The organism is Kitasatospora paranensis, from assembly GCF_039544005.1.
GTDB lineage: Bacteria > Actinomycetota > Actinomycetes > Streptomycetales > Streptomycetaceae > Kitasatospora > Kitasatospora paranensis.
This window is the reverse complement of sequence record NZ_BAABKV010000001.1, coordinates 1,492,965-1,511,631: the sequence shown is the minus strand read 5'-3', so window position 1 is coordinate 1,511,631 and position 18,667 is coordinate 1,492,965. Positions and strand designations below refer to the sequence as shown.

The window sequence follows — 18,667 nt, the reverse complement described above, 5'->3', positions numbered from 1 at the left end:
AAGTAAGACCGCTGGTGCCGCATCACGCAACGTTCGCCCTGTTGATCCTGGCGTGCATCTGCGAAAACTACTCACCGCACCTGACCACGAGGCGGTGCCAGCGGGTCGGGACCTGGGCCGCGACGAACAACGTGGAGATCGCCTACACCCCGACCAACAGCTCATGGCTCAACCGGATCGAGGCTCAGTTCACGGCCCTGCGCTACTTCGCACTCGACGGCACCGACCACCCCAGCCACCAGGCGCAGGGCAGCATGATCCGCCGCTACATCATCTGGCGGTCGGGTGTATGTCGCACGGCGCCGCCGTCGGGGTTCGCGGTCGGGGTCCCTGTGCTTGCCGCCACGTTCGGCCCACCGGGCTGGGCCGAAGCATTGCTCAATATCCTCTGCGGCTACCACGAAGACTCTGTCAGTTCTCTCGTCCCCTGCTGGCCCGCACAGTACGGAGCATCGACGAAGCCCTCGGATCGGCGGTCCTGACCGCTGGAACGCGGTTTCACGCTCACTCCCTGAGGGGCGATTCCTGCTCGGGGCCGACCCGGATCGACCTGACCGGCCGTTCCGGCGTGCTGTGGGAGGTGAGCGCTTCTCGGGCGGCCGCGTTTCCGACTCGGGCCAACATGCCGACAGGCATGTCGATAACATCCGATAGGATGCCGACACATGAGTCGTCAACTTTGAGTAAAGAGCTGGCGTGCTCGGTCGTCGTGCCCTCGTACCTTCATCCCTCGGAGAATTCCGTGTTCCTCGCCCTACGCGATCTGCGCTTCGCCCGCGGTCGCTTCGCCCTGATGGGCGCGGTGGTCGCGCTCATCGCCGTGCTCGGCGTCCTGCTGTCCGGGCTTGCCTCCGGTCTGGCGGACGCCGGCATATCCGGTCTGCGCGCGCTGCCCGTGACCCATATGGCCTTCGACGAGAAGGCGACCAGCGAGCAGTTCTCCCGCTCGACCGTGGAGGAGGAGGACTGGCAGGCGTGGTCCAGGGCCCCGGGGGTGGAGCGGGCGGAGCCGTTCGGGAACACCCTGGCCAATGCCCAGGTGACCGAGGGCGCCAGGAAGGGCGAGCAGGTCAACCTCGCCGTCTTCGGCATGGCACCGGACTCCTCCCTGGCCCCGACCCCCACCGAGGGCGAGGGCCTGAAGGAGGGAGGTGCGGGCATCGTGATCACCCGGGAGGTCGCCGATCTGGGCGTGCGGGTCGGGGATGTCCTGACCGCGGACAGGAGCGAGGTGCGGCTGAAGGTCGTGGGCCTGGTCGACGGGACCGTCTCCTATGGCCACATCGGCGTCGTCTACGCCGACCTCGACACGTGGCGGCGCCTGAACTACGGCCTGCCGGGGGACCTGCCCGAGGCCGCGGCCCGGCAGGCCACAGCCGTCGCCCTGACCCTGAAGCCGGGCGCCGACGTCGCCGCTGTGGAGAAGGCGACCGCGACCCGCGCCGAGACCAAGGAGGCCACCTTCGACGCGTCCCCCGGCTATGAGGCCGAGTCGAGCACCATGGCGTTGATCAAGGGCTTCCTGTACGTCATCTCCGCGCTGGTCGTCGGCGCGTTCTTCACCGTCTGGACGGTGCAGCGCAGGGCCGAGATCGCTCTGCTGAAGGCGCTCGGCGCCCCCACCGGATACATCCTGCGCGACGCGCTCGCCCAGGTCGTCGCCGTGCTCGTGGGCGCCACGGTCGCCGGCACCGCCGTCGGCCTGGCCCTGGGCAGCGCAATGATCGGCAAGGCCCCCTTCTCCCTGTCCGCCCCGGCCATCGCCACCTCCTCCGGCCTCCTGGTCGCCCTCGGGACCGTGGGCGCCGTCGTCGCCGTCCGCCGCATCACCGCCGTCGACCCCCTGACCGCTCTGGGAGCCACCCGATGACCGCATCCGCCACCGACCATCAGGCCGCCCCGGACGCCGCGGGATCCGGCGGACTGCGACTGGACGACGTCACCCTCACCCTGGGGGACGGCGATGCCGCCGTCACCGCCCTCGACCACGTCGGCCTGTGTGTCGCCCCCGGCGAGTTCGTCGCTGTCGTCGGCCCCTCCGGATCCGGCAAGTCCAGCCTCCTCGCCGTCGCCGGCGGCCTCCAGCGCCCCACCGCCGGCACCGTCCGGATCGCCGGCGCCGAGCTGACCGCCCTGTCGGACAAGCAGCGCACCGCTGCCCGGCGCCGCCACATCGGCTTCGTCTTCCAGCAGTCGAACCTGCTGGCCTCCCTCACCGTCCTGGAGCAGCTCCTGCTGCCCCTGCACATCGACGGACGCCTCGACGCCACGGCCCGCGCCCGGGCCGACGAACTCATCCAGGCGGTCGGACTCACCCATCGCACCGCCTCCCGCCCGCACCAGCTGTCCGGAGGAGAGCGCCAGCGCGCCGGCCTGGCCCGGGCCCTGATGACCTCCCCCGCCGTCCTGCTCGTGGACGAACCCACCTCGGCGCTGGACCGGGTCCGCTCCGCCGAGGCGGTACGGCTGATCGCCGAGCAGACCCATGAACGCGGAACGGCCACGGTCATGGTCACGCACGACACGGCGATAATGGACGCTGCCGACCGGGTGCACGAGATGGTCGACGGCCGCCTGTCCTGACCGGCGCCGCAGACCCGAACGTCGCTCCCGGCCCCGTCCGCCACCCAGGAGCCCGCCCCACATGCCGAAGATCAACGCCTCCACTGTCGCCGAGCACCGCGCCCAGCAACGCGAGGCGCTGATCGAGGCGGCGATCGACATCCTGGTGAACGAGGGCGCCACCGCAGTCACACCGGCGGCGGTCGGCGCCCTCGCGGGCCTGGCCCGCTCCAGCGTCTACCAGTACTTCGACTCCTCGGCAGCCCTCCTGACCACCATCACGGAAGAGGCCTTCCGGCGCTCCAACGAGGCACTCACCCGCGCCATGGCCACCGCGGACGGCCCGCTGGAACGCGTCGAGGCGTTCTTCAGGGAGAGTCTCCGCCTCGGCGCCGAAGGCGCACACCGGCCCGCCGCCGCCCTCATGAACGCCGGCCTTCCCCCGGCCTGCCAGCAGCGGCTGATGGAACTCCATCTGGAACAGGTCGAACCGTTCCGCGCCGCCGTCCGGGAGCTCGGCGCTCCCGAGCCCGCGCTCACGGCCGACCTCATCGCCGGAATGCTGCACACCGCCCTCGCCGCCGTCGAGCACGGCACACCCCTCGACACAGTCACGGAACGCACTCTCGCACTCGTGCGCCGCTGCCTGACCCCGACCGGCAGCACCGTTCCCCCAGCGGGCGAAGGGCACTGAAGCCCCCGTGCCGCCGAAAGGCCTCTCGGCCACCGCAGCCCGGCCGTCCGTAGCGGCCCGGCACGGCTCCGCCGGCGCCTACGCCCCGCCGGTCAACTCGGCTGAGTCGCAGGGATCCGGCCAACAAGTCTTGACCCAGGAACTCACGCTTGACGACTTCCGGCGTACCCAGCGCGGCTGAGGGCCGGCCCCGGAGTGGTTCCGTGATGGTCTTCTGCCGGCCCCAAGCGGTGACGCGACGCCAGGCCGAGGCAATGAAAGTCGGTGGGCGCCACGTGAGGATGTACGGCTGCGCTCTGCTTGCCGGACTCCGGTGCGACCACTGGGCACTCCCGGGAGGGCGCGGGGCGAAGCGAAGGCGTCCATGGCGACGTCTCGTCCGGGCGGTCCCGGTGGGCCGGAAGCCGCTCGCCCACTCCGACCGGGTCTCGGCCGAGCGTCGGGAGGACGGGCCCCGATCTGGCGCAGATCGTTGGTGGCCACCTGGCGGCCCGAGCAGCGGGCGCCTCGCGGGCCTGGTTCCCGTCCTCGGTCAGCGGCGGCCGGGCTGCTGCGGGTTCTTGGTCTCGGCGCCGTGGGCGAATCCGCCGGCGTTGTCGGCGTCGCGGTGCGGTGTCTGCTGGGTCTGGAGGCGGGGAAGGACACGGCGCAGGTCGTCCAGGAGGAGGTCGGCCAGGTCGTGTCCGAAGCCGTTGCGTACGACGATGCGCAGGGCGGCGAGGTCGGTGCGGTTGGCGGGGAAGGTGTAGGCGGGGACGAGCCATCCGTGCTCGCGCAGGGCGGCGGAGACGTCGAACACCGAGAAGTTGTCGATGTCCTCGCGCAGGCGTACGGCGAAGACGGGGAGTTCGGAGCCGTCGGTGATGAGTTCGAAGGGGCCGAGCTTGGCGATTTCGCCGGCCAGGCGGGTGGCGACGTCGCGGCAGGTCTGCTGGACGCGGCGGTAGCCGTCGAAGCCCAGGCGCAGGAAGTTGTAGTACTGCGCGATGACTTGGGCGCCGGGGCGGGAGAAGTTGAGGGCGAAGGTGGGCATGTCGCCGCCGAGGTAGTCGACGTGGAAGATCAGGTCCTCGGGCAGCGCCGCGGCGTCGCGCCACAGGGCCCAGCCGACGCCGGGCATCACCAGGCCGTACTTGTGGCCGGAGGTGTTGATGGAAGCCACGCGTGGCAGGCGGAAGTCCCAGGGGAGGTCGGGGTCGAGGAAGGGGGCGATCATGCCGCCGGAGGCGGCATCGACGTGGAGGGGGATGTCCCAGCCCGAGGACTGCTGCAGGTCATCCAGAGCCTGCGCGATGTCAGCGACCGGTTCGTAGCTGCCGTCGAAGGTGGAGCCGAGGACGGCGATGACGCCGATCGTGTTCTCGTCGCACAGCTCTGCCGCGCCTTGGGCGGAGAGGTGGTAGCGGTCGCCGTCCATCGGAACGTAGCGGGCTTCGACCTCGAAGTACGCGGCGAACTTCTCCCAGCACACCTGCACGTTGACGCCCATGACCAGGTTCGGCCGCTCGGCGGACTTCCCCGCGGCCCGGCGGGCGTGCTGCCAGCGCCGCTTGAGGGCCAGGCCGGCGAGCATGGCGGCCTCGCTGGATCCGGTGGTCGAGCAGCCCACCGCCTGGTGGGCGTCGGGGGCGTGCCACAGCCGGGCCAGCATCGCGGTGCAGCGGACCTCCAGTTCTGCGGTCTGCGGGTACTCGTCCTTGTCGATCATGTTCTTGTCGGCGCACTCCGCCATGAGCCGCTCGGCCTGGGGTTCGGCCCAGGTGGACACGAACGTGGCCAGGTTGAGGCGCGCGTTGCCGTCGAGCATCAGCTCGTCGTGGACGATCTGGTAGGCCGTGTCCGGATCCATCTCGCGGCGCGGGAGCTCATGCCGGGCCACGGTGCGCTGCTCCCGGCCGAACAGGGGTTGGCGCTCCCCTCGGTCTGCGGGCGCCGGCGGTGTCGGGGGTGCGTGAGTCCCACGGTGCGATTCCTTCCACGGTGTTCTGGACGGGTGCGGCGCCGGACCAGACGGCTGTGCCGGTCAGCCGGGCGCCGCAGCGATGTCACCCGGGTCTGCCGGGCCGCTTCAGCCCTGTGGCGGTGAGCCACTCCGGAGTGGCTCACCGCCACAGGGCAGGCGGGTATGTCAGTCCTTGAAGGCGTCCTTGATGTGCTCGCCCGCCTGCTTGAGGTCGCCCTTGGCCTTGTCGGCCTTGCCCTCGGCCTCCAGGCGCTCGTTGCCGGTCGCCTTGCCGGCGCCTGCCTTGACCGTGCCCTTGGCCTTGTCCGCGGCGTTCTCGATCTTGTCACTGGCACTCATGTCGGCCTCCGGTTCGTCGAAGCTGTGCTGGCTCATCGCCTGCCCCTGCCCCGGCCCGAGATTCCCCGAATATGTGCCGCAGGCCGGGGCACGCGGATCGCCGACGACGCTGACGACGGAGGTCGAGATGGTTCCGCTTCTTCTTGTTCTGCTGCTGGCACTGGTCCTCTTCGGTGCCGGATTCGCACTGAAGGCCCTGTGGTGGGTGGCGATCGTGGTGCTGGTGGTGTGGCTGCTCGGGTTCGTGGCCCGCGGCACCGGCGCTTCCGGCAGCCGCGGCCGCTGGTACCGCTGGTAGCGGGGCCGCCAGCGACACCGGAAGGACTGCGGGGACGAGGGGCACGCACCACACGGTGCGTGCCCCTCGTCACGTCCGCTTCCGCCGCCGGGGCTGCCCATAGGGTCTGCCGCCTGCCTTGGCTCACGGTGCTCGTGGACAGAGCCAGCCGCCTCACGGCACCGGTCCGCTCCTCGACCGGGACTGCGGCACACCTCAGGGGGCAGACGGCAAGCGGCGAGGGGGCAACCGCCCACCACCCGAGGGCCCGAGGAGAAGCGATGGACGCAGACACGTCCGCGAGCAACCCCGCCCGCGACCTGACACCGGCACGCCGAGGCAGCGGACCGCGGACCCGGATCCAGACCACGGCACGCACCGCGCCGCGGGTCAGATCCTGGTTCCGGGTGGGCTTCGCGCTCAGCGTGGGCGCACTGCTGGCGTGGCACCTGGTGGACGCGGTCCTCCAGCTCACATCGCTGCTCACGCTGCTCCTCCTCGCGGTGTTCATCGCGGTCAGTCTGGAGCCTGTGGTCGCGTGGCTGGTACGCCGTGGTCTGCGCCGCACCTGGGCGGTGACGGTCGTGGTGACGGGGCTGGGCGTGGTGCTGGCCGGCCTCTTGGCGGTGGTCGTCCCGCCGGTGGACGACGAGGTGAATGCGCTGGTCGACGCCGTGCCGGGCTGGCTGCAGCAGTTGCACGACCATCAGTCGACCCTGGGCCGGATCGAGGACCACTACCACCTGATCGCGCGCGCCAAGGCGCAGCTGGGTTCGGGCGGTTCGGCCTCCGGGGTATTCGGCGGGGTGCTCGGCGCGGGCCGGCTGCTGCTCAGTACCGTGACGTCCGCGGTGATCGTCGTCAGCGTCACCCTGTACGTCATGGCGGCCCTGCCGGCCATCAAGGCGTTCTGCTACCGCTTCGTCCCGCGCAGCCGGCGCCCGGGGGTGGAGGAGATCACCGAGGAGATCCTCAGCCGCACGGGCCGCTACATGCTGGGCAACGTGCTGACCTCCGCCGTCGCCGGCCTGGCGACCTTCGTCTGGTGCGCGGCCACCGGCGTCCCCTACGCGGGGGCGCTGGGGGTCTTCGTCGCACTGATGGACCTGGTCCCGATGGTCGGCTCGACCATCGGAGGAATCGTCGTCAGTCTGGTCGCGCTGTCGATATCGCTGCCGGTCGCCCTTGCCACTGCCGGCTTCTACATCGCCTTCCGGCTCCTCGAGGACTACCTGATCATGCCCAGGGCGATGAAGTTCGCGGTGGACGTGCACCCGATCGTCACGGTGGTCGCGGTTCTGCTGGGCGGCGCGCTCTTGGGCCTTGTGGGGGCCTTGGTCGCGGTGCCGGCCGCGGTCGCCCTCGGCCTGGTCCTCGACGAGTACGTCTTCCCCCGCACCGACAACACCTGAAGGCGAGAATCCGAGGGGACTGTCGTCCCGCCCGACGAATCATCCCTGCCGAGGCGTCGGTTCCTTCGCCGAAGCGTTGAGCCCGGTCAGGGCGCTGATCAGAGCCTGAGGGCCCGCAGGCGGCACCCGACTGTGAAGGCTCGCAGAGTGTTCCGGCACTCCAGCTCACGTTTGCGGCCGGGGTGGTGAACCGGCCTTCGACAGGACGCCAATGGCGCACAGCACACCCTGCGGCATGAATGCTGGCCGGAGCTCGAACACCGCCGCTGCCCAACCCCCAGGACGTCGGTCCGACCGCCGATGCACCTCCTGCACCCGCCGCCGGTACGCCGCCGTAGCCGCAGCACACTCCCGGGGCCGCGCACGGTTCCTCACGCGTCGTATCCGAGCGCGGTTGCTCCTCAATACTCGTTGCCGATGCCGCCGCGAGGCGCCGCGTGCCGTTCTGGCTGCGGCGGCCTACACCTCACGCGGCCAGGGCCGGGCCCCTGCTTCCCGTCCTTGCGCGGGTGAAGAATACCGTCCCTCCGGGTGCGGGAAAATCTGTTACGGCCAGAGTAGACATTGCCTTCCGGCGTGGCTATGGTTTCTCTCGTAGCCAGCAGTCGAGAGGTGCCCGGCAGACACGAACTGCCGGGAGTTGTGCGAGAGGTTCGCAGGTCGGCACGGTTGCGGGGTTCTGAAGCCAGAGATGGTGCAGTACGGCGACGGGATCGGCGGCCGGGCCCGGTGGCCCGCAGGTATCAGGGGCTGCCACCGAGTGGGACCCGCAGTTGCAGTTCGGCGGGCGAAGGTGCTGTACCAGCAGTGGCAGGTTGCGGTATCCCAGTGAAGGCGCCGGGCTGCGGGCGCGCGTGCTGGGAGGTTCGCCGGTGGGTTCCGGAGCCCGGGCAGGTGACGGGGGAGGGGCCGGCTGTCGGACCGGGTGGCCTTGCGGGCCGCCGGGGCAGTGCAAGCAGTTGGCAGTACCAGGTCGGAGAGTGCCGACAGAGGGACGGAGGGACAGAGCGCCATCAGGATCGCCCGGCCCGTGAGGAGTGCTTTCCGGGCGGACACCGCAGACCCCCAGAGTGCGAAGGACGGTGGTTTCCGGTCACGCATACGCGATCCCCGCACGCCCCATCCCTTGGGGCCGTGCGCACACAAGGAAGCCGGCCCAGGGCCGGCAGATGGTGATGTATCCCTTCGGGGCCCCGGAGCCGTAATGGCGCCGGGGCCCCTCCGCGCGTTACCAACCAGCACGAACATCCGAACCGCATGTGAAAGAGGTGCAGTGACCGCGACCACCGTCCGACCCCGCACCCCAGAATCCGGCTCCGATTCCTCTGACGACCACGACTACCCCGCCTGCACGATGGGCCGTGCCGCCGAGATGACCGGCAGCACCGCCGGCTTCCTGCGCGCCCTCGGCGACCAGGGCCTCATCACCCCGCTGCGCTCGGACGGCGGTCACCGCCGCTTCTCCCGCTACCAGCTGCGGATCGCGATGCGCGCTCGGGACCTCGTCGACCAGGGCACGCCCATCGAGGCCGCCTGGGGCCGCAATGAGGAACCGCGCGACTCCGCCGACCGGTCGGTGCCCCCGACCGAGACCTGACCCCCGCCCGGACCGGTGTCGCGGAGCGGGCCACGCCGGGCGCCCGGACCGCTACGGTATGGATCCGCCCCGCACGCCGACCGCCGGGTGCACCCGAAGCGCGGGTGTATCGGAGGCCACGGACACCGTGGCGGTGGGGGACGTACCGATGACCGTGGCCGGGCAGGTCGATCCGCCGTCGTTCCGTGTCCTGCCGCGGCCGGGACAGGGCGCTCCGGTGCTGGAAGCGGCGGGTGAACTGGATCAGGTCACGGGCCCGCTGCTGGACGTGGCGGTAACCGACGTGCTGGATGGGGTCGCTGCGGCGGGCGCGCTGGTGCTCGACATCTCCGGGGTGGAGTTCTGCGACTCCGGCGGCCTCAACGCCGTCATCCGCGCCCACCTGCGCTCCCGCGAGGCGGCCGCCGTGCTCCAGCTGGTGTCCCCGACCGGACAGGTGGCGGCACTGTTGCGCCGCACCGGAGTGGGGCGGGTGCTGCAGGTGAGTTCCGGCGGCTGCCCGCCGAGCCTCGCAGTTCGACCGGGGGCCGACGCCGAGCGACCGGCCTGACCGACACCGCGTCCGCTGCGCCGGGGTGGACTCGGTGCCTGGCCGTGTCTTCTGTCTCGGCCGGTGGGCCTGCCCTTCACGCCGCTGCGCGGCCGGCACGAGCCGCTTGTTTCGGGCTGCCCGCAGGGGTGGCCGGGACGGCCCGGGACTGCTGTGGGTCGGCGGCGCCGGGGCGGAAGGAGCGGTGGTCGGCGGGGTGTGCGGGGCGTCTGCCATGGGCTGCGGTGGCCTGCGCGGGTTGTCGTGCTGGGACGGCCGGGGGTTTGCCGGGAGTGGCCGGTGGGGGCCAGGGGTCCTGGGCGAGGCTTTGACGGATGGCGTCGAGGCGGGCCAGGCGGGTGTCGAGGGCGGCGATGGCGGTGGCGCTGGTCGTGCGGATCCGCTGTTCGAGGTCCGCGATCCGGTGCTGAATGTGCTGCCAGCGGTCCTCCGCGTTTTCGCCGTGGTGGTCAGGCGCGTCGTTGGTTGCTGTCATGGCGGAGCCGGTCGGTGTGGTGGGTGAGGTCGTCGAGGCGGGAGGCGAGGTGGGCATGGTCGGCTGCGAGGTGGGCTCGCATGGCGGCCAGAGGTGCCACGAGGCCGGCGGCGTCGTCGGCGCCCAAGGCGGTGGTGAGGGCGGCCCTGGCGGCGTCGGCCGCGGGCGCGAGGTCGGCGAGGCCGGCGAGCTGGGCGGCGAGGACGCGCAGTTCGGCGGCGTTGTCGCGGGCCCAGGTGGTGACGGTGCGCTGCGCTGCGCGGCGGTCGCGGACGGCCTTGACACGTCCGGCGCCGGTGGCGGCCGGGCGGGGGTGCCGCGGGCGGGTTTGAGACGTAGGTAGCGGTTCTCGGCGGCCTGGCGGCTGGCGACGCCCATCGGGTGGGCGAGGTCGGCCCAGGTGGCGCCGGCGTCGCGGGCGTTCTCCACGAGGCCCGCTTCCCAGCCGGCGAGTTCGGTGCGCAGTTCGCGCAGGAGCAGGACGGCGGCCAGGGCGGGCGCTGGGCCTTCCTGTTCTTCGGGGGCCGGCTGGGGCGCGCGGGTCCGGGCGGTGCGGACGGCGTCGTCTATGGCGGCCAGAGCCGCGGCGGCGGCGGCGAAGGAAGCGGGCTCGACGGGCGCGGGAGGGTCCACGGAGGGTGTGCGGTGCTTCTGGCTCATGAAGTCACTCTATAGGCGACGTCCGGACTTGTCATCGGATGGATGACGCGATAGAAAGGTTTCAGGTGAAGCGCACTGGCCCCCTGAGTTCCCCTGGAGGTGTTTCGCGATGCTGATGCGCACCGACCCGTTCCGCGAGCTGGACCGCCTGACGCAGCAGTTCCTCAACACGACCGGCACCTGGTCGCGTCCGACCCCGATGCCGTTGGACGCCTACCGTGCCGGTGACGAGTACGTGATCTGCTTCGATCTGCCGGGTGTGGATCCGGAGGCGATCGACATCGACGTCGAGCGGAACATGCTGACCGTCAAGGCCGAGCGCCGGCCCCGCCGCGAGGGCGAGGACGTGAAGTGGGAGCTCTCAGAGAGGCCGCTCGGTGTGTTCTCCCGCCAGGTCATGCTCTCCGACACCCTCGACCCGGCCGGGATCAGCGCCGACTACGACGCCGGCGTGCTCACCCTGAAGATCCCGGTCGCGGAGAAGGCCAAGCCCCGCAAGATCGCGATCAGCCACAGCGGCGACCGCAAGCAGATCCGAGGCTGACCCGTCCCGATGCCGTTCCGCACCGCTCCTCATCCCCCGAGGAGCGGTGCGGAACACCCCGGCCGCCGACCGTCCTCCCTGGGCCGTCCTCGCTGCGGGCCGGCCGGAAGCCCATCCCCACCAAGTACGCACGCCAGAACGCGAACCCTTCGCGGTGCGGGCGGTCGACTGCGCCATCGCCCCCTCGCTGCGCCGGCCTGACCGTCGCGCTCGACGTGCATCCCGAGGTGGTGCTCGCGCTGTCGGAGGTGACGTTCCTGGACTGCCCGGGCGTGGGCGCCCTCGTCCGCGCGCAACCCGGCCGACCGGCGCGGCGCTCACCCGGCCCTTCACCGGGTCGGCCGCCGCGTAGCCGCTCCTCAAGCTCACCCGCCTCTTCAACGGCGCCTCGCCGCGCCGGCCCCGAACGCCCCGTCCGGCGGGTGACCACACCTTCGAAAGACGGGAGGGAGACACGCCATGACTCTTCGATGGGAGGCATTCCTGAAGGAGGTTCAAGAACGCGGCGAGTACGACACACCCGAGGAGGCCGAGCGGGCCGCACGCGTGGTGCTGGCCCTGCTCGGTGCCCACTTGGTCGGCAACGTCCGCTCTGCCCTCGCCGCGCGTCTGCCCGAGACCCTCGCCCTGGTCCTGCTCAATCCCCTGCAGGCCGCCGAACCGCTCAGCCCGGAACGGTTCGTGCGGGCTGCCGCGGCCTGGATCGAAGGCGCCACCGAGCAGACGGCCCTGTGGGACACCGGCGCCGTGCTGAGCACCGCCGCGGACGCCGCCGGCGACGACCTCCTGGACCGCGTCCTGTTCCAGCTGCCCCCCGGATACGACCTCCTCTTCGGCCGCCCCGCTCCCGGCCACCGGCCCTGACGTCCCGTGCCGCCGCGCACTGCGCGGCCGGCCCCACTCCTGGAAGGCCACCGTCATGACCCGGCACCGCCGTCTTCTTCAGCAGGTCCGCACCCTCGGCCGCTACACCACCGACGATGAGGCCGAACGCGTCCTCGACGCGGTCCTGGCCGTCCTCGGATCCCAGCTCACCGGCGACGAGCGCTGCGACCTCGCCGTCATGCTGCCCGAACGGGCCCGCACCGTGTTCGCCACCCAGATCCCCCTCCCCGAGCCGGTCCCCGCCCCCGCCTTCGTCGAGGCCGTCGCCCGCAACCTGGGCACCAGCCTCCCCGCGGCCCGCTGGGACACCTCCTCCGTCCTGGCCGCCCTCACCGACCTCGCCGGCGCCCCTCTCACTGACCGCCTCCTCGCCCACCTGCCCCGCGGCTACGCGCTCCTGTTCGGCCGTGCCGATCTGACGGTCGCCGCCTGAGCATCCGCCGCCTGCTGCGCCCACCCGAGCGACGTCCGGCCCGGATCGCCCGCAGCACCGCCGACGCCGCTCTCGGCATCCCACTGCCCAGGCAGAACGAGCTGCCGACCCCCGACCGGGGCCTGACTGGCGCAGAGCCGGCGGCCGCGATCCCAGCCGAACTGGCGATGCAGGGCCGGCCCGCGACCTACCTCGCCGCGGGCCTGGACACGAGCACCACAACCATCACCGCGGTCCGCGACGGCTCCCGCCGCCGGATCTCGATCGCCCTCGACGCGCGTATACACCGTCTGCAGCTGCGCCTGGCGGGTACGACCCCGGCCGCGCAAGGGGTCCGGGCCGCCGACGCGGCCCGCACACGCGCCTGGGCACTGCGCGACCAGGCGCCCCGGGCCGCCGCCTGACGGTCCGCCGCCCGCAGCAGGTCCGCCGCCCGCAGACCCTGCGGTGCTGACGGGGTGCCGGACATGCAGGTGGCTCGGGGGCTGGTGATGACGGAACTCCGGGAGCATTGCTGATCTCCATCCTCGCGCCTGCGGCATGCCTGGCGACTGGACCGAAACCCGTCGCGTCCTGGGTGGACCGTTGCCCAAGTTGCGCCCCGGACTTCGTCGGTACGTTCCGGGGCTGCGACGCCGGCCTCACCGAGCCGGGCTTCGTCGCGCTGACCTGGAGTGGCCAGTTGCCCCTGTCCCACCTGACCCTGTCACGACTTGCGAACGGCCACGGCCCGGGTCCGGTGGCGGCCGTTGCGGACCACCGGACGGCGGCCCGTCGCCGGACGCCAATTCCCGCCTCGATGTCGCCGCGGCGGGTTGCGCATCCCCCGTGCGAGCTACCGGAGCCGTCCCTGCACGGGTGATTCGCGGACGCCGACGAATTCCTAGCGTGGTCGTCAGGTCGGCGCAGGTACGACCACGACAGGGGAGGCCACCATGGGTACGACGTCCGCCACACCGCACGACACCGGCTCCGATGTGGGCGAGGACGGTGACGGGCGCGGCGGCCGGTTCGGCCGGTTCGGCCGGATCGTCCGCTCTCCGATCGGCTGGATGCTGACGGGGACAGTGGGTGTCGGCCTGGTTTCTGGCCTGACAGCGACCGGGCCCGGCCCGGTGCCGGTGCTGGGCGCGGCCGCCGCGGTGGCCGTGTACCGGTTGGTCATGCACCGTGCGGCAGGACGCTCCACGCCGGAGACCGCCCGGCGGGGGCCGGCCGGGCGGCGCTGCTCGGCGGCGGAATAGGCCTGGTCTTCGTCCTCGTCTCCACTCTCCTGATCACGGTGTGCGGAGGCTACTCGTTCTCCTGGGCGGGCAGCGATGTCCTGCCGGTCGTCCGGACCGCGGTCATGGTGCAGATCGGCGCTGCGGTCACCGAGGAACTGCTGTTCCGTGCCCTTGCCCTGCAGGCCCTGGAGCAGTTGTGGGGCAGCCGGGCCGCCCTCGCGATCACCTCGCTGTTCTTCGGCGCCGCCCACTTGGGCGCCCCGGGAGCGAACGCGTGGAGCGGACTGGCGATCGCCCTGGAGGCGGGTGCCCTGCTCGGTGCGGCGTTCTTGTGGCGGCGTAGCATCTGGTTCGTCGCGGGTCTGCACTTCGCCTGGAACACCGCAGAGCAACTGCTCGGCATCCCGGTCTCCGGACACGCCCCCGAGGGCCTGTTCACCGTCGGCATGCACGGTTCAGCCCTCCTGACCGGTGGCGGTTTCGGCCTGGAGGCGTCGGTGGTGCCCGTCCTCACCGCCCTGGCTCTCGCCATCCGGATGCTCGTCCTCGCCCACCGCAACGGCGGGCTGAAGAGCCGGCGGCGTGCGGGCTGCTGAGACGGATCCACGGGAGGAAACGGAAGTGATGTCCAGTCAGTCACCGTGGAGCATTCCGCTGCTCCCGGGGTTGCTCGATCGGTGGCGGGAGCGGGACGTCCTCCTCAGGGACAGCGTCCTCGCCCTGGTGATCGCCCTGGGGGCCTTCGTGCCGACGTTGTCCGGCATCGGCGCGCAGATCGGCGATCTGCCCGAGCGGCCGGCGAACGTGGTGGGCTTGGGGCTGGTTCTGGCCCAAGCCCTGCCGTTGGCAGTTCGCCGCAGGTGGCCCGCGGCCTGTCTGGCCGTCATTGCGGGCGCGTTCGCGGTGCATCAGGCGCTGGGCTACGCGACGACGTTCGCGAGCGTGGGGTTGTATCTGGCCCTGTACTCCGCCGGGGCCCATCAGGTCCGCTTCCGCCACGGCCTGGCCGCCGTGGCGGGTGCGGGCTACGTCGTGCTGGCCGTCGCCCTGGACCGCCTCGGTTCACCGCAGTCCGGACCGGACTATCTCGCGTTCTTCCTGGTCCTGGTCGCAGTCCGGATGCTGGGGAGTACGGTGCGCACGCGGCGCGCGGGAGAGGCGGAGCGGCGGCGGCTGACTGCTGAGGCGGCCACCGCCGCCGAGAGGGCGCGGATCGCCCGCGAGCTGCACGACGTGGTCACCCACCACGTGACGGCCATGGTGGTCCAGGCCGACGCGGCGCAGTTCCTGCTCACGTCCGCACCGGAACGCGCCAGGGAAGGGCTGACGGCCGTCAGCGACACCGGCCGCCGGGCGCTGACCGAACTGCGCTACCTGCTCGGTGTCCTGGAGGCCACAGGAGAGTCGGCGCCCGCGGACCCGGCGCGCGCGGACCGGGCACCCACCCTGGGACGGGTGGGGGACCTGGTGGAGCGGGCCCGCAAGTCGGGTCAGCCGGTCGAGTTCAGTGAGCAGGGCGAGCGGCGGCCGCAGGGCGTGGACGTGGAGCTGGCCGCGTACCGGGTGGTGCAGGAGACGCTCACCAACGCCCTGAAGCACGCGCCCGGGAAACCGACCCGCGTCCTGCTGCGGTACGGCGACGAGCAGCTCGGGATCGAGGTGGCCACGGACGGACCCGTCGGTGTACCGGTCACGCGGGAACCGGTCGCCGGCGGACGGGGGCTGGCCGGGCTGCGTGTCCGGGTGCGGATGCTCGATGGTGAACTGGAGGCAGGTCCCCGGCCCGAGGGCGGCTTCGAGGTCCGCGCCACGATTCCTGCCAAGACCCTTCAGGAGTGACCCCGTGAGTGATGCACCGTCACCGATCCGCGTACTCGTCTGCGACGACCAGACGCTGGTGCGGACCGGCTACGTCACCATTTTCTCCGCACAGCCCGACATGGAGGTCGTCGGAGAGGCCGAGAACGGCCACGAGGCGGTTCAGGCCGCGCGCAGACTGGGCCCCGACGTGGTCGTGATGGACGTCAGGATGCCCCTGCTCGACGGCATCCAAGCGACGCGGCAACTGGCAGGCCCCGATGCCGAAGGCACGCTGAGGGTCTTGGTCGTCACCACGTTCAACGTCGACGCCTACGTCTACGACGCGTTGCGTGCCGGAGCGAGCGGATTCCTCCTCAAGGACGCGCCTCCGGCGGAGCTGGTCAATGGCATCCGGACCGTCGCCCGGGGCGAAGCCCTGCTGGCACCGGCCGTTACTCGCCACCTCATCGGCCACTTCGCCCAGCACCTGCGACCGGCCGACACCTCCCGGGCTGCCAGGCAGGACGTCGTACGCGTGCTGACCCCCGCGAGCTGGAGGTGCTCCAGTTGATCGCCGAAGGGCTATCGAACGCCGAGATCGCCGCGGCGATGTTCATCACGCCCGAGACCGTCAAGACCTACGTGTCGCGAATCCTGGCGAAACTCGGCTTGCGTGATCGCGTCCAAGCGGTCGTCCTCGCCCACCGGGTCGGACTGGTTCCCGACCTGTCATGACCAGCCCGTCCGGGTGGCCGCCCCGGCCCCGGCCGAGGCGCCGCCGTCCGCACCCGTGTATCCGTCCGTGCAACTCGGCCTCCGGTCGCAGCTGGCCGAACGGGGCCGTGCGCCTGACCCGTCGGCGTCAGCATCGGCGGTGAAATCACCCGCCACCTACGCCGCGCCCGCTCCCTGCACCGCCTCGCCGCCGAACGCACCCGCGACGACTGACGGGCAGGCGCGGCAGGCCGGCAGCTCTGGCGCTCCCGGCCGATGACGCACCCCACCGCGTGAGGCGGAGCCGTGCTCAAGGCGGGCGAGTCAGCGGCCTCGTGCACGCCGCGAGGGGCTGTCGAATGCTGAGCCGGTCCTCGAAGGACATGAGGGACATCGCTCGCCGGGCGGGGCAGGGTGTGCTGGCGCCGTCGGCGAGCAGGAGGGCGCCGATCACGGCGAGGACGAGGGAGGTCACGGCGGCGTTGTGCGTCTCCAGCCAGGTGCGGGCGCTGCCGAGCGGCGCGAGGATCCGCGTCGTCGGCGCGACCATCGTCCGGCGCTTCCTTGCCGGTCGTTCCTGCGACCCTTCACGCGGACCTCGGTACGGGCTTACCCGCAGGTCAGCGCACCCGTCCGCGCGGCTTGAGGGGGAGCGGAGGCAGTTCCGGTGCGTGCAGCCGGGCGCCGTCGTAGCCGTGCACCTCGCCGAACCGGGAGCTCTGTTCCCAGTCGGTCCTGGCCTGGGTGATCTCCTCGCCGGATCGGCCGATGAAGTTCCACCACATCACGAGCTTCTCCTCGAAGGGCTCGCCGCCGAGGAGGAGCAGGGAGGCGTCGGTGTGGGCGTGCAGGGGAGTTCGCGTCGTCCGCAGCCGAGGTAGAGCATCGAGCCGGGCTCCAGGCGGACGCCGTCGACCTCGGTGAGACCCGACATGGTGAGGACGGCGTACTCGAACTCCGGCTCCAGGGGCAGGCGGTGGCGGCTGCCCTCGGTGAGGGCGAGGTCGGCGCCGACGATCGGGGTGTGGACGGTGCCGGGTGAGGTGGCGCCGTCGAGGGTGCCGAGGATGAGGTGGGCGTCGAGGCCGGCGGCGGTGACCCGGGGAGTTCGGCGTGGTGCTCGAAGGCGGGCTCCCGGTGCCGGTGGGCGTCCGGGAGGGCGACCCAGAGCTGGGCGCCGTGCAGGAACCGGGCGTGCTCCCGCGGCGATTCCTCGGAGTGCGAGATGGCGCGGCCGGAGGTCATCAGGCCGAGCTCGTACGGGCGCACGGTCTGCAGGCTGCCGAGGCTGTCGCGGTGCAGCACCTCGCCCTGGTGCAGCCAGCTGACGGTCTGCAGCCCCATGTGGGGGTGCGGTGGCACCTGCATGCCGGGCTCTCCGGCGATGTCGTCGGGCCCGTAGTGGTCGACGAAGCACCAGGCTCCGACCATCCGGCGGCCCATGGACGGCAGCAGCCGCCGGACGACGGTGGAGCCGCCGAGTGCCGTCTCGCGCGCGGGCAGGAGGTCGCGGACGGGCCCGTGGGCGGCCTCGCCGCCGCAGCGTTCGGCGGAGGGGTGGCGGTCGAGGTCACTCATGGTGGTTGCGCTCCCGGACGGGCTGCGGGCCGTGGGGTTCGGCCGGGACGATCGGCGTGCCGCCGCGGACGGCGCGGGTGACGGGGGTGCGTTCGGCGATGTCGAGGAGCCGGGCGCGCTGGGCGTCGTCCAGGTCGCCGATCAGGTCGATGCGCCGGGTGATGCGGGCGGTGGCGTCGGGGCCCTTCTCGTAGCCGAGGTGGACGCGGACGATGTCGAGCGGCCACTGCTTGCGCTGTGCGTACATCCGCAGGGTGATGGCGGTGCAGGAACCGACGGCGGAGAGCAGCAGGCCGACGGGGGTGGTGGCGGTGTCGGCTCCGCCGGCGGACTCCGGTTCGTCCGCGGCCAGCAGGTGGTGGCCGGAGCGGATGTCGACGCGGTAGTCGTCGCCGGTGCTGGTGGCGACGGCAGCCGCCGAGCGGACGAACTGCGGCGCACCGGCGGCGTTTTCACCGGCCGGCGAGGAGACGGTGACGGTGGTGTCCGTGGCGCCGGCGTCCGTGGTACTGGTGTCCGTGACGGTGGTGTCCATGGTGCGGTCCTCCCGGCCGGTCACAGGCCGAAGCGGGCGTGCTGGTCGGCGGGGACGAGGTCGGCGTAGTCGGGGTGCTTGGCGATCCAGCCGCGGATGAAGGGGCAGTGCGGCAGGGCGGCCAGGCCCGCCGCCCGGACGGTGTCGAGGGCGGCGCGGGCGAGCTGCCCGCCGAGCCCGAGGCCGCCGAAGCGGGGGTCGATCTCGGTGTGGACGAAGTCGATCGCGTCGTCGCGGCGCTGGTACTCGGCGAAGCCGGCGAGCTCGTCGTCCTGGAAGATCTCGAAGCGCGAGCTCTCCTGGTTGTCCGTCACGTGCGTGCTCATGGTCTCCCCTGGTTCTCGTCGTGGCCGGTCGGTGCCCCGGTCCGGCGCCTGTGTTTTAGTTTAGTCTTCAATTACTTGTGGATCAAGCCCGCAGGCC

General features: G+C 71.9%; 19 protein-coding genes and 5 pseudogenes. 15 read left to right on the top strand and 9 right to left on the bottom strand.

Going from position 1 to position 18,667, the window contains the following annotated elements; genetic code table 11:
• Positions 1 to 59: 59 nt before the first annotated feature.
• Positions 60 to 284 (top strand): annotated as a pseudogene (locus ABEB13_RS07625) (IS630 family transposase); the annotation flags it as partial.
• Here the strand turns inward: ABEB13_RS07625 and ABEB13_RS07620 are convergent.
• Positions 282 to 359 (bottom strand): annotated as a pseudogene (locus ABEB13_RS07620) (transposase); the annotation flags it as partial. The pseudogenes ABEB13_RS07625 and ABEB13_RS07620 sit on opposite strands and share 3 nt — an antisense overlap.
• 383 nt (positions 360 to 742) lie before the next feature.
• Between ABEB13_RS07620 and ABEB13_RS07615 the strand changes: the two are divergent.
• The 3 genes from ABEB13_RS07615 (at position 743) to ABEB13_RS07605 (ending at position 3,256) form a co-directional block, all read left to right on the top strand.
• On the top strand, positions 743 to 1,870 hold the full coding sequence (locus ABEB13_RS07615; RefSeq protein WP_345704834.1) for an ABC transporter permease: 1,128 nt from the start codon (positions 743 to 745) through the stop codon (positions 1,868 to 1,870).
• Complete coding sequence (locus tag ABEB13_RS07610; RefSeq protein WP_345704833.1) at positions 1,867 to 2,583, top strand: ABC transporter ATP-binding protein; 717 nt, start codon at positions 1,867 to 1,869, stop codon at positions 2,581 to 2,583. Before ABEB13_RS07615 ends, ABEB13_RS07610 begins: the two co-directional genes overlap by 4 nt.
• A 61-nt stretch (positions 2,584 to 2,644) precedes the next feature.
• Complete coding sequence (locus tag ABEB13_RS07605) at positions 2,645 to 3,256, top strand: TetR/AcrR family transcriptional regulator (RefSeq protein ID WP_345704832.1); 612 nt, start codon at positions 2,645 to 2,647, stop codon at positions 3,254 to 3,256.
• 532 nt (positions 3,257 to 3,788) lie between these two features.
• Here ABEB13_RS07605 and gad read toward each other — a convergent pair.
• The gene (gad, locus tag ABEB13_RS07600) at positions 3,789 to 5,105 is read right to left on the bottom strand and encodes a glutamate decarboxylase (protein ID WP_425559956.1); all 1,317 of its coding nucleotides are present in this window, start codon (positions 5,103 to 5,105) and stop codon (positions 3,789 to 3,791) included.
• 279 nt (positions 5,106 to 5,384) lie between these two features.
• Positions 5,385 to 5,558: a CsbD family protein gene (locus ABEB13_RS07595; RefSeq protein WP_345709502.1), complete on the bottom strand. Its 174-nt coding sequence runs from the start codon at positions 5,556 to 5,558 to the stop codon at positions 5,385 to 5,387.
• 127 nt (positions 5,559 to 5,685) lie between these two features.
• Here ABEB13_RS07595 and ABEB13_RS07590 point away from each other — a divergent pair, with 127 nt between their 5' ends.
• The 4 genes from ABEB13_RS07590 (at position 5,686) to ABEB13_RS07575 (ending at position 9,394) form a co-directional block, all read left to right on the top strand.
• The gene (locus ABEB13_RS07590) at positions 5,686 to 5,856 is read left to right on the top strand and encodes a hydrophobic protein (protein ID WP_345703941.1); all 171 of its coding nucleotides are present in this window, start codon (positions 5,686 to 5,688) and stop codon (positions 5,854 to 5,856) included.
• Positions 5,857 to 6,116: 260 nt separating this feature from the next.
• Positions 6,117 to 7,247 carry an AI-2E family transporter gene (locus ABEB13_RS07585; RefSeq protein WP_345704831.1) on the top strand — a complete coding sequence of 377 codons (1,131 nt, stop codon included), beginning with the start codon at positions 6,117 to 6,119 and terminating at the stop codon, positions 7,245 to 7,247.
• Positions 7,248 to 8,520: 1,273 nt separating this feature from the next.
• Positions 8,521 to 8,844, top strand: a complete 324-nt coding sequence (locus ABEB13_RS07580) for a MerR family transcriptional regulator (RefSeq protein WP_380233228.1) — start codon at positions 8,521 to 8,523, stop codon at positions 8,842 to 8,844.
• A gap of 133 nt (positions 8,845 to 8,977) precedes the next feature.
• A complete protein-coding gene (locus ABEB13_RS07575; RefSeq protein WP_345704830.1) occupies positions 8,978 to 9,394 on the top strand; it encodes an STAS domain-containing protein in 417 nt (138 codons plus the stop codon).
• Positions 9,395 to 9,470: 76 nt separating this feature from the next.
• Here the strand turns inward: ABEB13_RS07575 and ABEB13_RS07570 are convergent, their stop codons facing one another.
• Positions 9,471 to 9,869, bottom strand: a complete 399-nt coding sequence (locus ABEB13_RS07570) for a hypothetical protein (protein ID WP_345704829.1) — start codon at positions 9,867 to 9,869, stop codon at positions 9,471 to 9,473.
• Positions 9,844 to 10,529: pseudogene (locus ABEB13_RS07565) on the bottom strand (type III effector protein). The gene ABEB13_RS07570 and the pseudogene ABEB13_RS07565 overlap by 26 nt, the downstream one beginning before the upstream one ends.
• 109 nt (positions 10,530 to 10,638) lie before the next feature.
• On the opposite strand from ABEB13_RS07565, the gene ABEB13_RS07560 reads away from it, so the two are divergent.
• The 7 genes and pseudogenes from ABEB13_RS07560 (at position 10,639) to ABEB13_RS07530 (ending at position 16,152) form a co-directional block, all read left to right on the top strand.
• Entirely contained in the window at positions 10,639 to 11,073 is a 435-nt protein-coding gene (locus ABEB13_RS07560) for an Hsp20/alpha crystallin family protein (protein WP_345704828.1), read from the top strand.
• 459 nt (positions 11,074 to 11,532) lie between these two features.
• On the top strand, positions 11,533 to 11,937 hold the full coding sequence (locus ABEB13_RS07555) for a DUF2267 domain-containing protein (RefSeq protein ID WP_345704827.1): 405 nt from the start codon (positions 11,533 to 11,535) through the stop codon (positions 11,935 to 11,937).
• 55 nt (positions 11,938 to 11,992) lie between these two features.
• On the top strand, positions 11,993 to 12,391 hold the full coding sequence (locus ABEB13_RS07550; protein ID WP_345704826.1) for a DUF2267 domain-containing protein: 399 nt from the start codon (positions 11,993 to 11,995) through the stop codon (positions 12,389 to 12,391).
• Positions 12,392 to 13,326: 935 nt separating this feature from the next.
• Positions 13,327 to 13,635 (top strand): hypothetical protein, encoded by a 309-nt coding sequence (locus ABEB13_RS07545; protein WP_345704825.1) that lies wholly within the window; start codon positions 13,327 to 13,329, stop codon positions 13,633 to 13,635.
• Between the two features lie 38 nt (positions 13,636 to 13,673).
• Positions 13,674 to 14,213 carry a CPBP family intramembrane glutamic endopeptidase gene (locus ABEB13_RS07540; RefSeq protein ID WP_345704824.1) on the top strand — a complete coding sequence of 180 codons (540 nt, stop codon included), beginning with the start codon at positions 13,674 to 13,676 and terminating at the stop codon, positions 14,211 to 14,213.
• Positions 14,214 to 14,241: 28 nt separating this feature from the next.
• The gene (locus ABEB13_RS07535; protein WP_380233173.1) at positions 14,242 to 15,456 is read left to right on the top strand and encodes a sensor histidine kinase; all 1,215 of its coding nucleotides are present in this window, start codon (positions 14,242 to 14,244) and stop codon (positions 15,454 to 15,456) included.
• A gap of 4 nt (positions 15,457 to 15,460) precedes the next feature.
• A pseudogene (locus ABEB13_RS07530) lies at positions 15,461 to 16,152 on the top strand (response regulator).
• A 289-nt stretch (positions 16,153 to 16,441) separates the two neighbouring features.
• Here ABEB13_RS07530 and ABEB13_RS07525 read toward each other — a convergent pair.
• The 4 genes and pseudogenes from ABEB13_RS07525 to ABEB13_RS07510 form a co-directional block, all read right to left on the bottom strand.
• Positions 16,442 to 16,681: a hypothetical protein gene (locus ABEB13_RS07525; RefSeq protein WP_345704822.1), complete on the bottom strand. Its 240-nt coding sequence runs from the start codon at positions 16,679 to 16,681 to the stop codon at positions 16,442 to 16,444.
• Positions 16,682 to 16,751: 70 nt separating this feature from the next.
• A pseudogene (locus tag ABEB13_RS07520) lies at positions 16,752 to 17,709 on the bottom strand (pirin family protein).
• A complete protein-coding gene (locus ABEB13_RS07515) occupies positions 17,702 to 18,244 on the bottom strand; it encodes an OsmC family protein (RefSeq protein WP_345704821.1) in 543 nt (180 codons plus the stop codon). Before ABEB13_RS07515 ends, ABEB13_RS07520 begins: the two are co-directional and overlap by 8 nt.
• A 20-nt stretch (positions 18,245 to 18,264) precedes the next feature.
• On the bottom strand, positions 18,265 to 18,570 hold the full coding sequence (locus tag ABEB13_RS07510) for a GNAT family N-acetyltransferase (RefSeq protein ID WP_345704820.1): 306 nt from the start codon (positions 18,568 to 18,570) through the stop codon (positions 18,265 to 18,267).
• Positions 18,571 to 18,667: the final 97 nt, after the last annotated feature.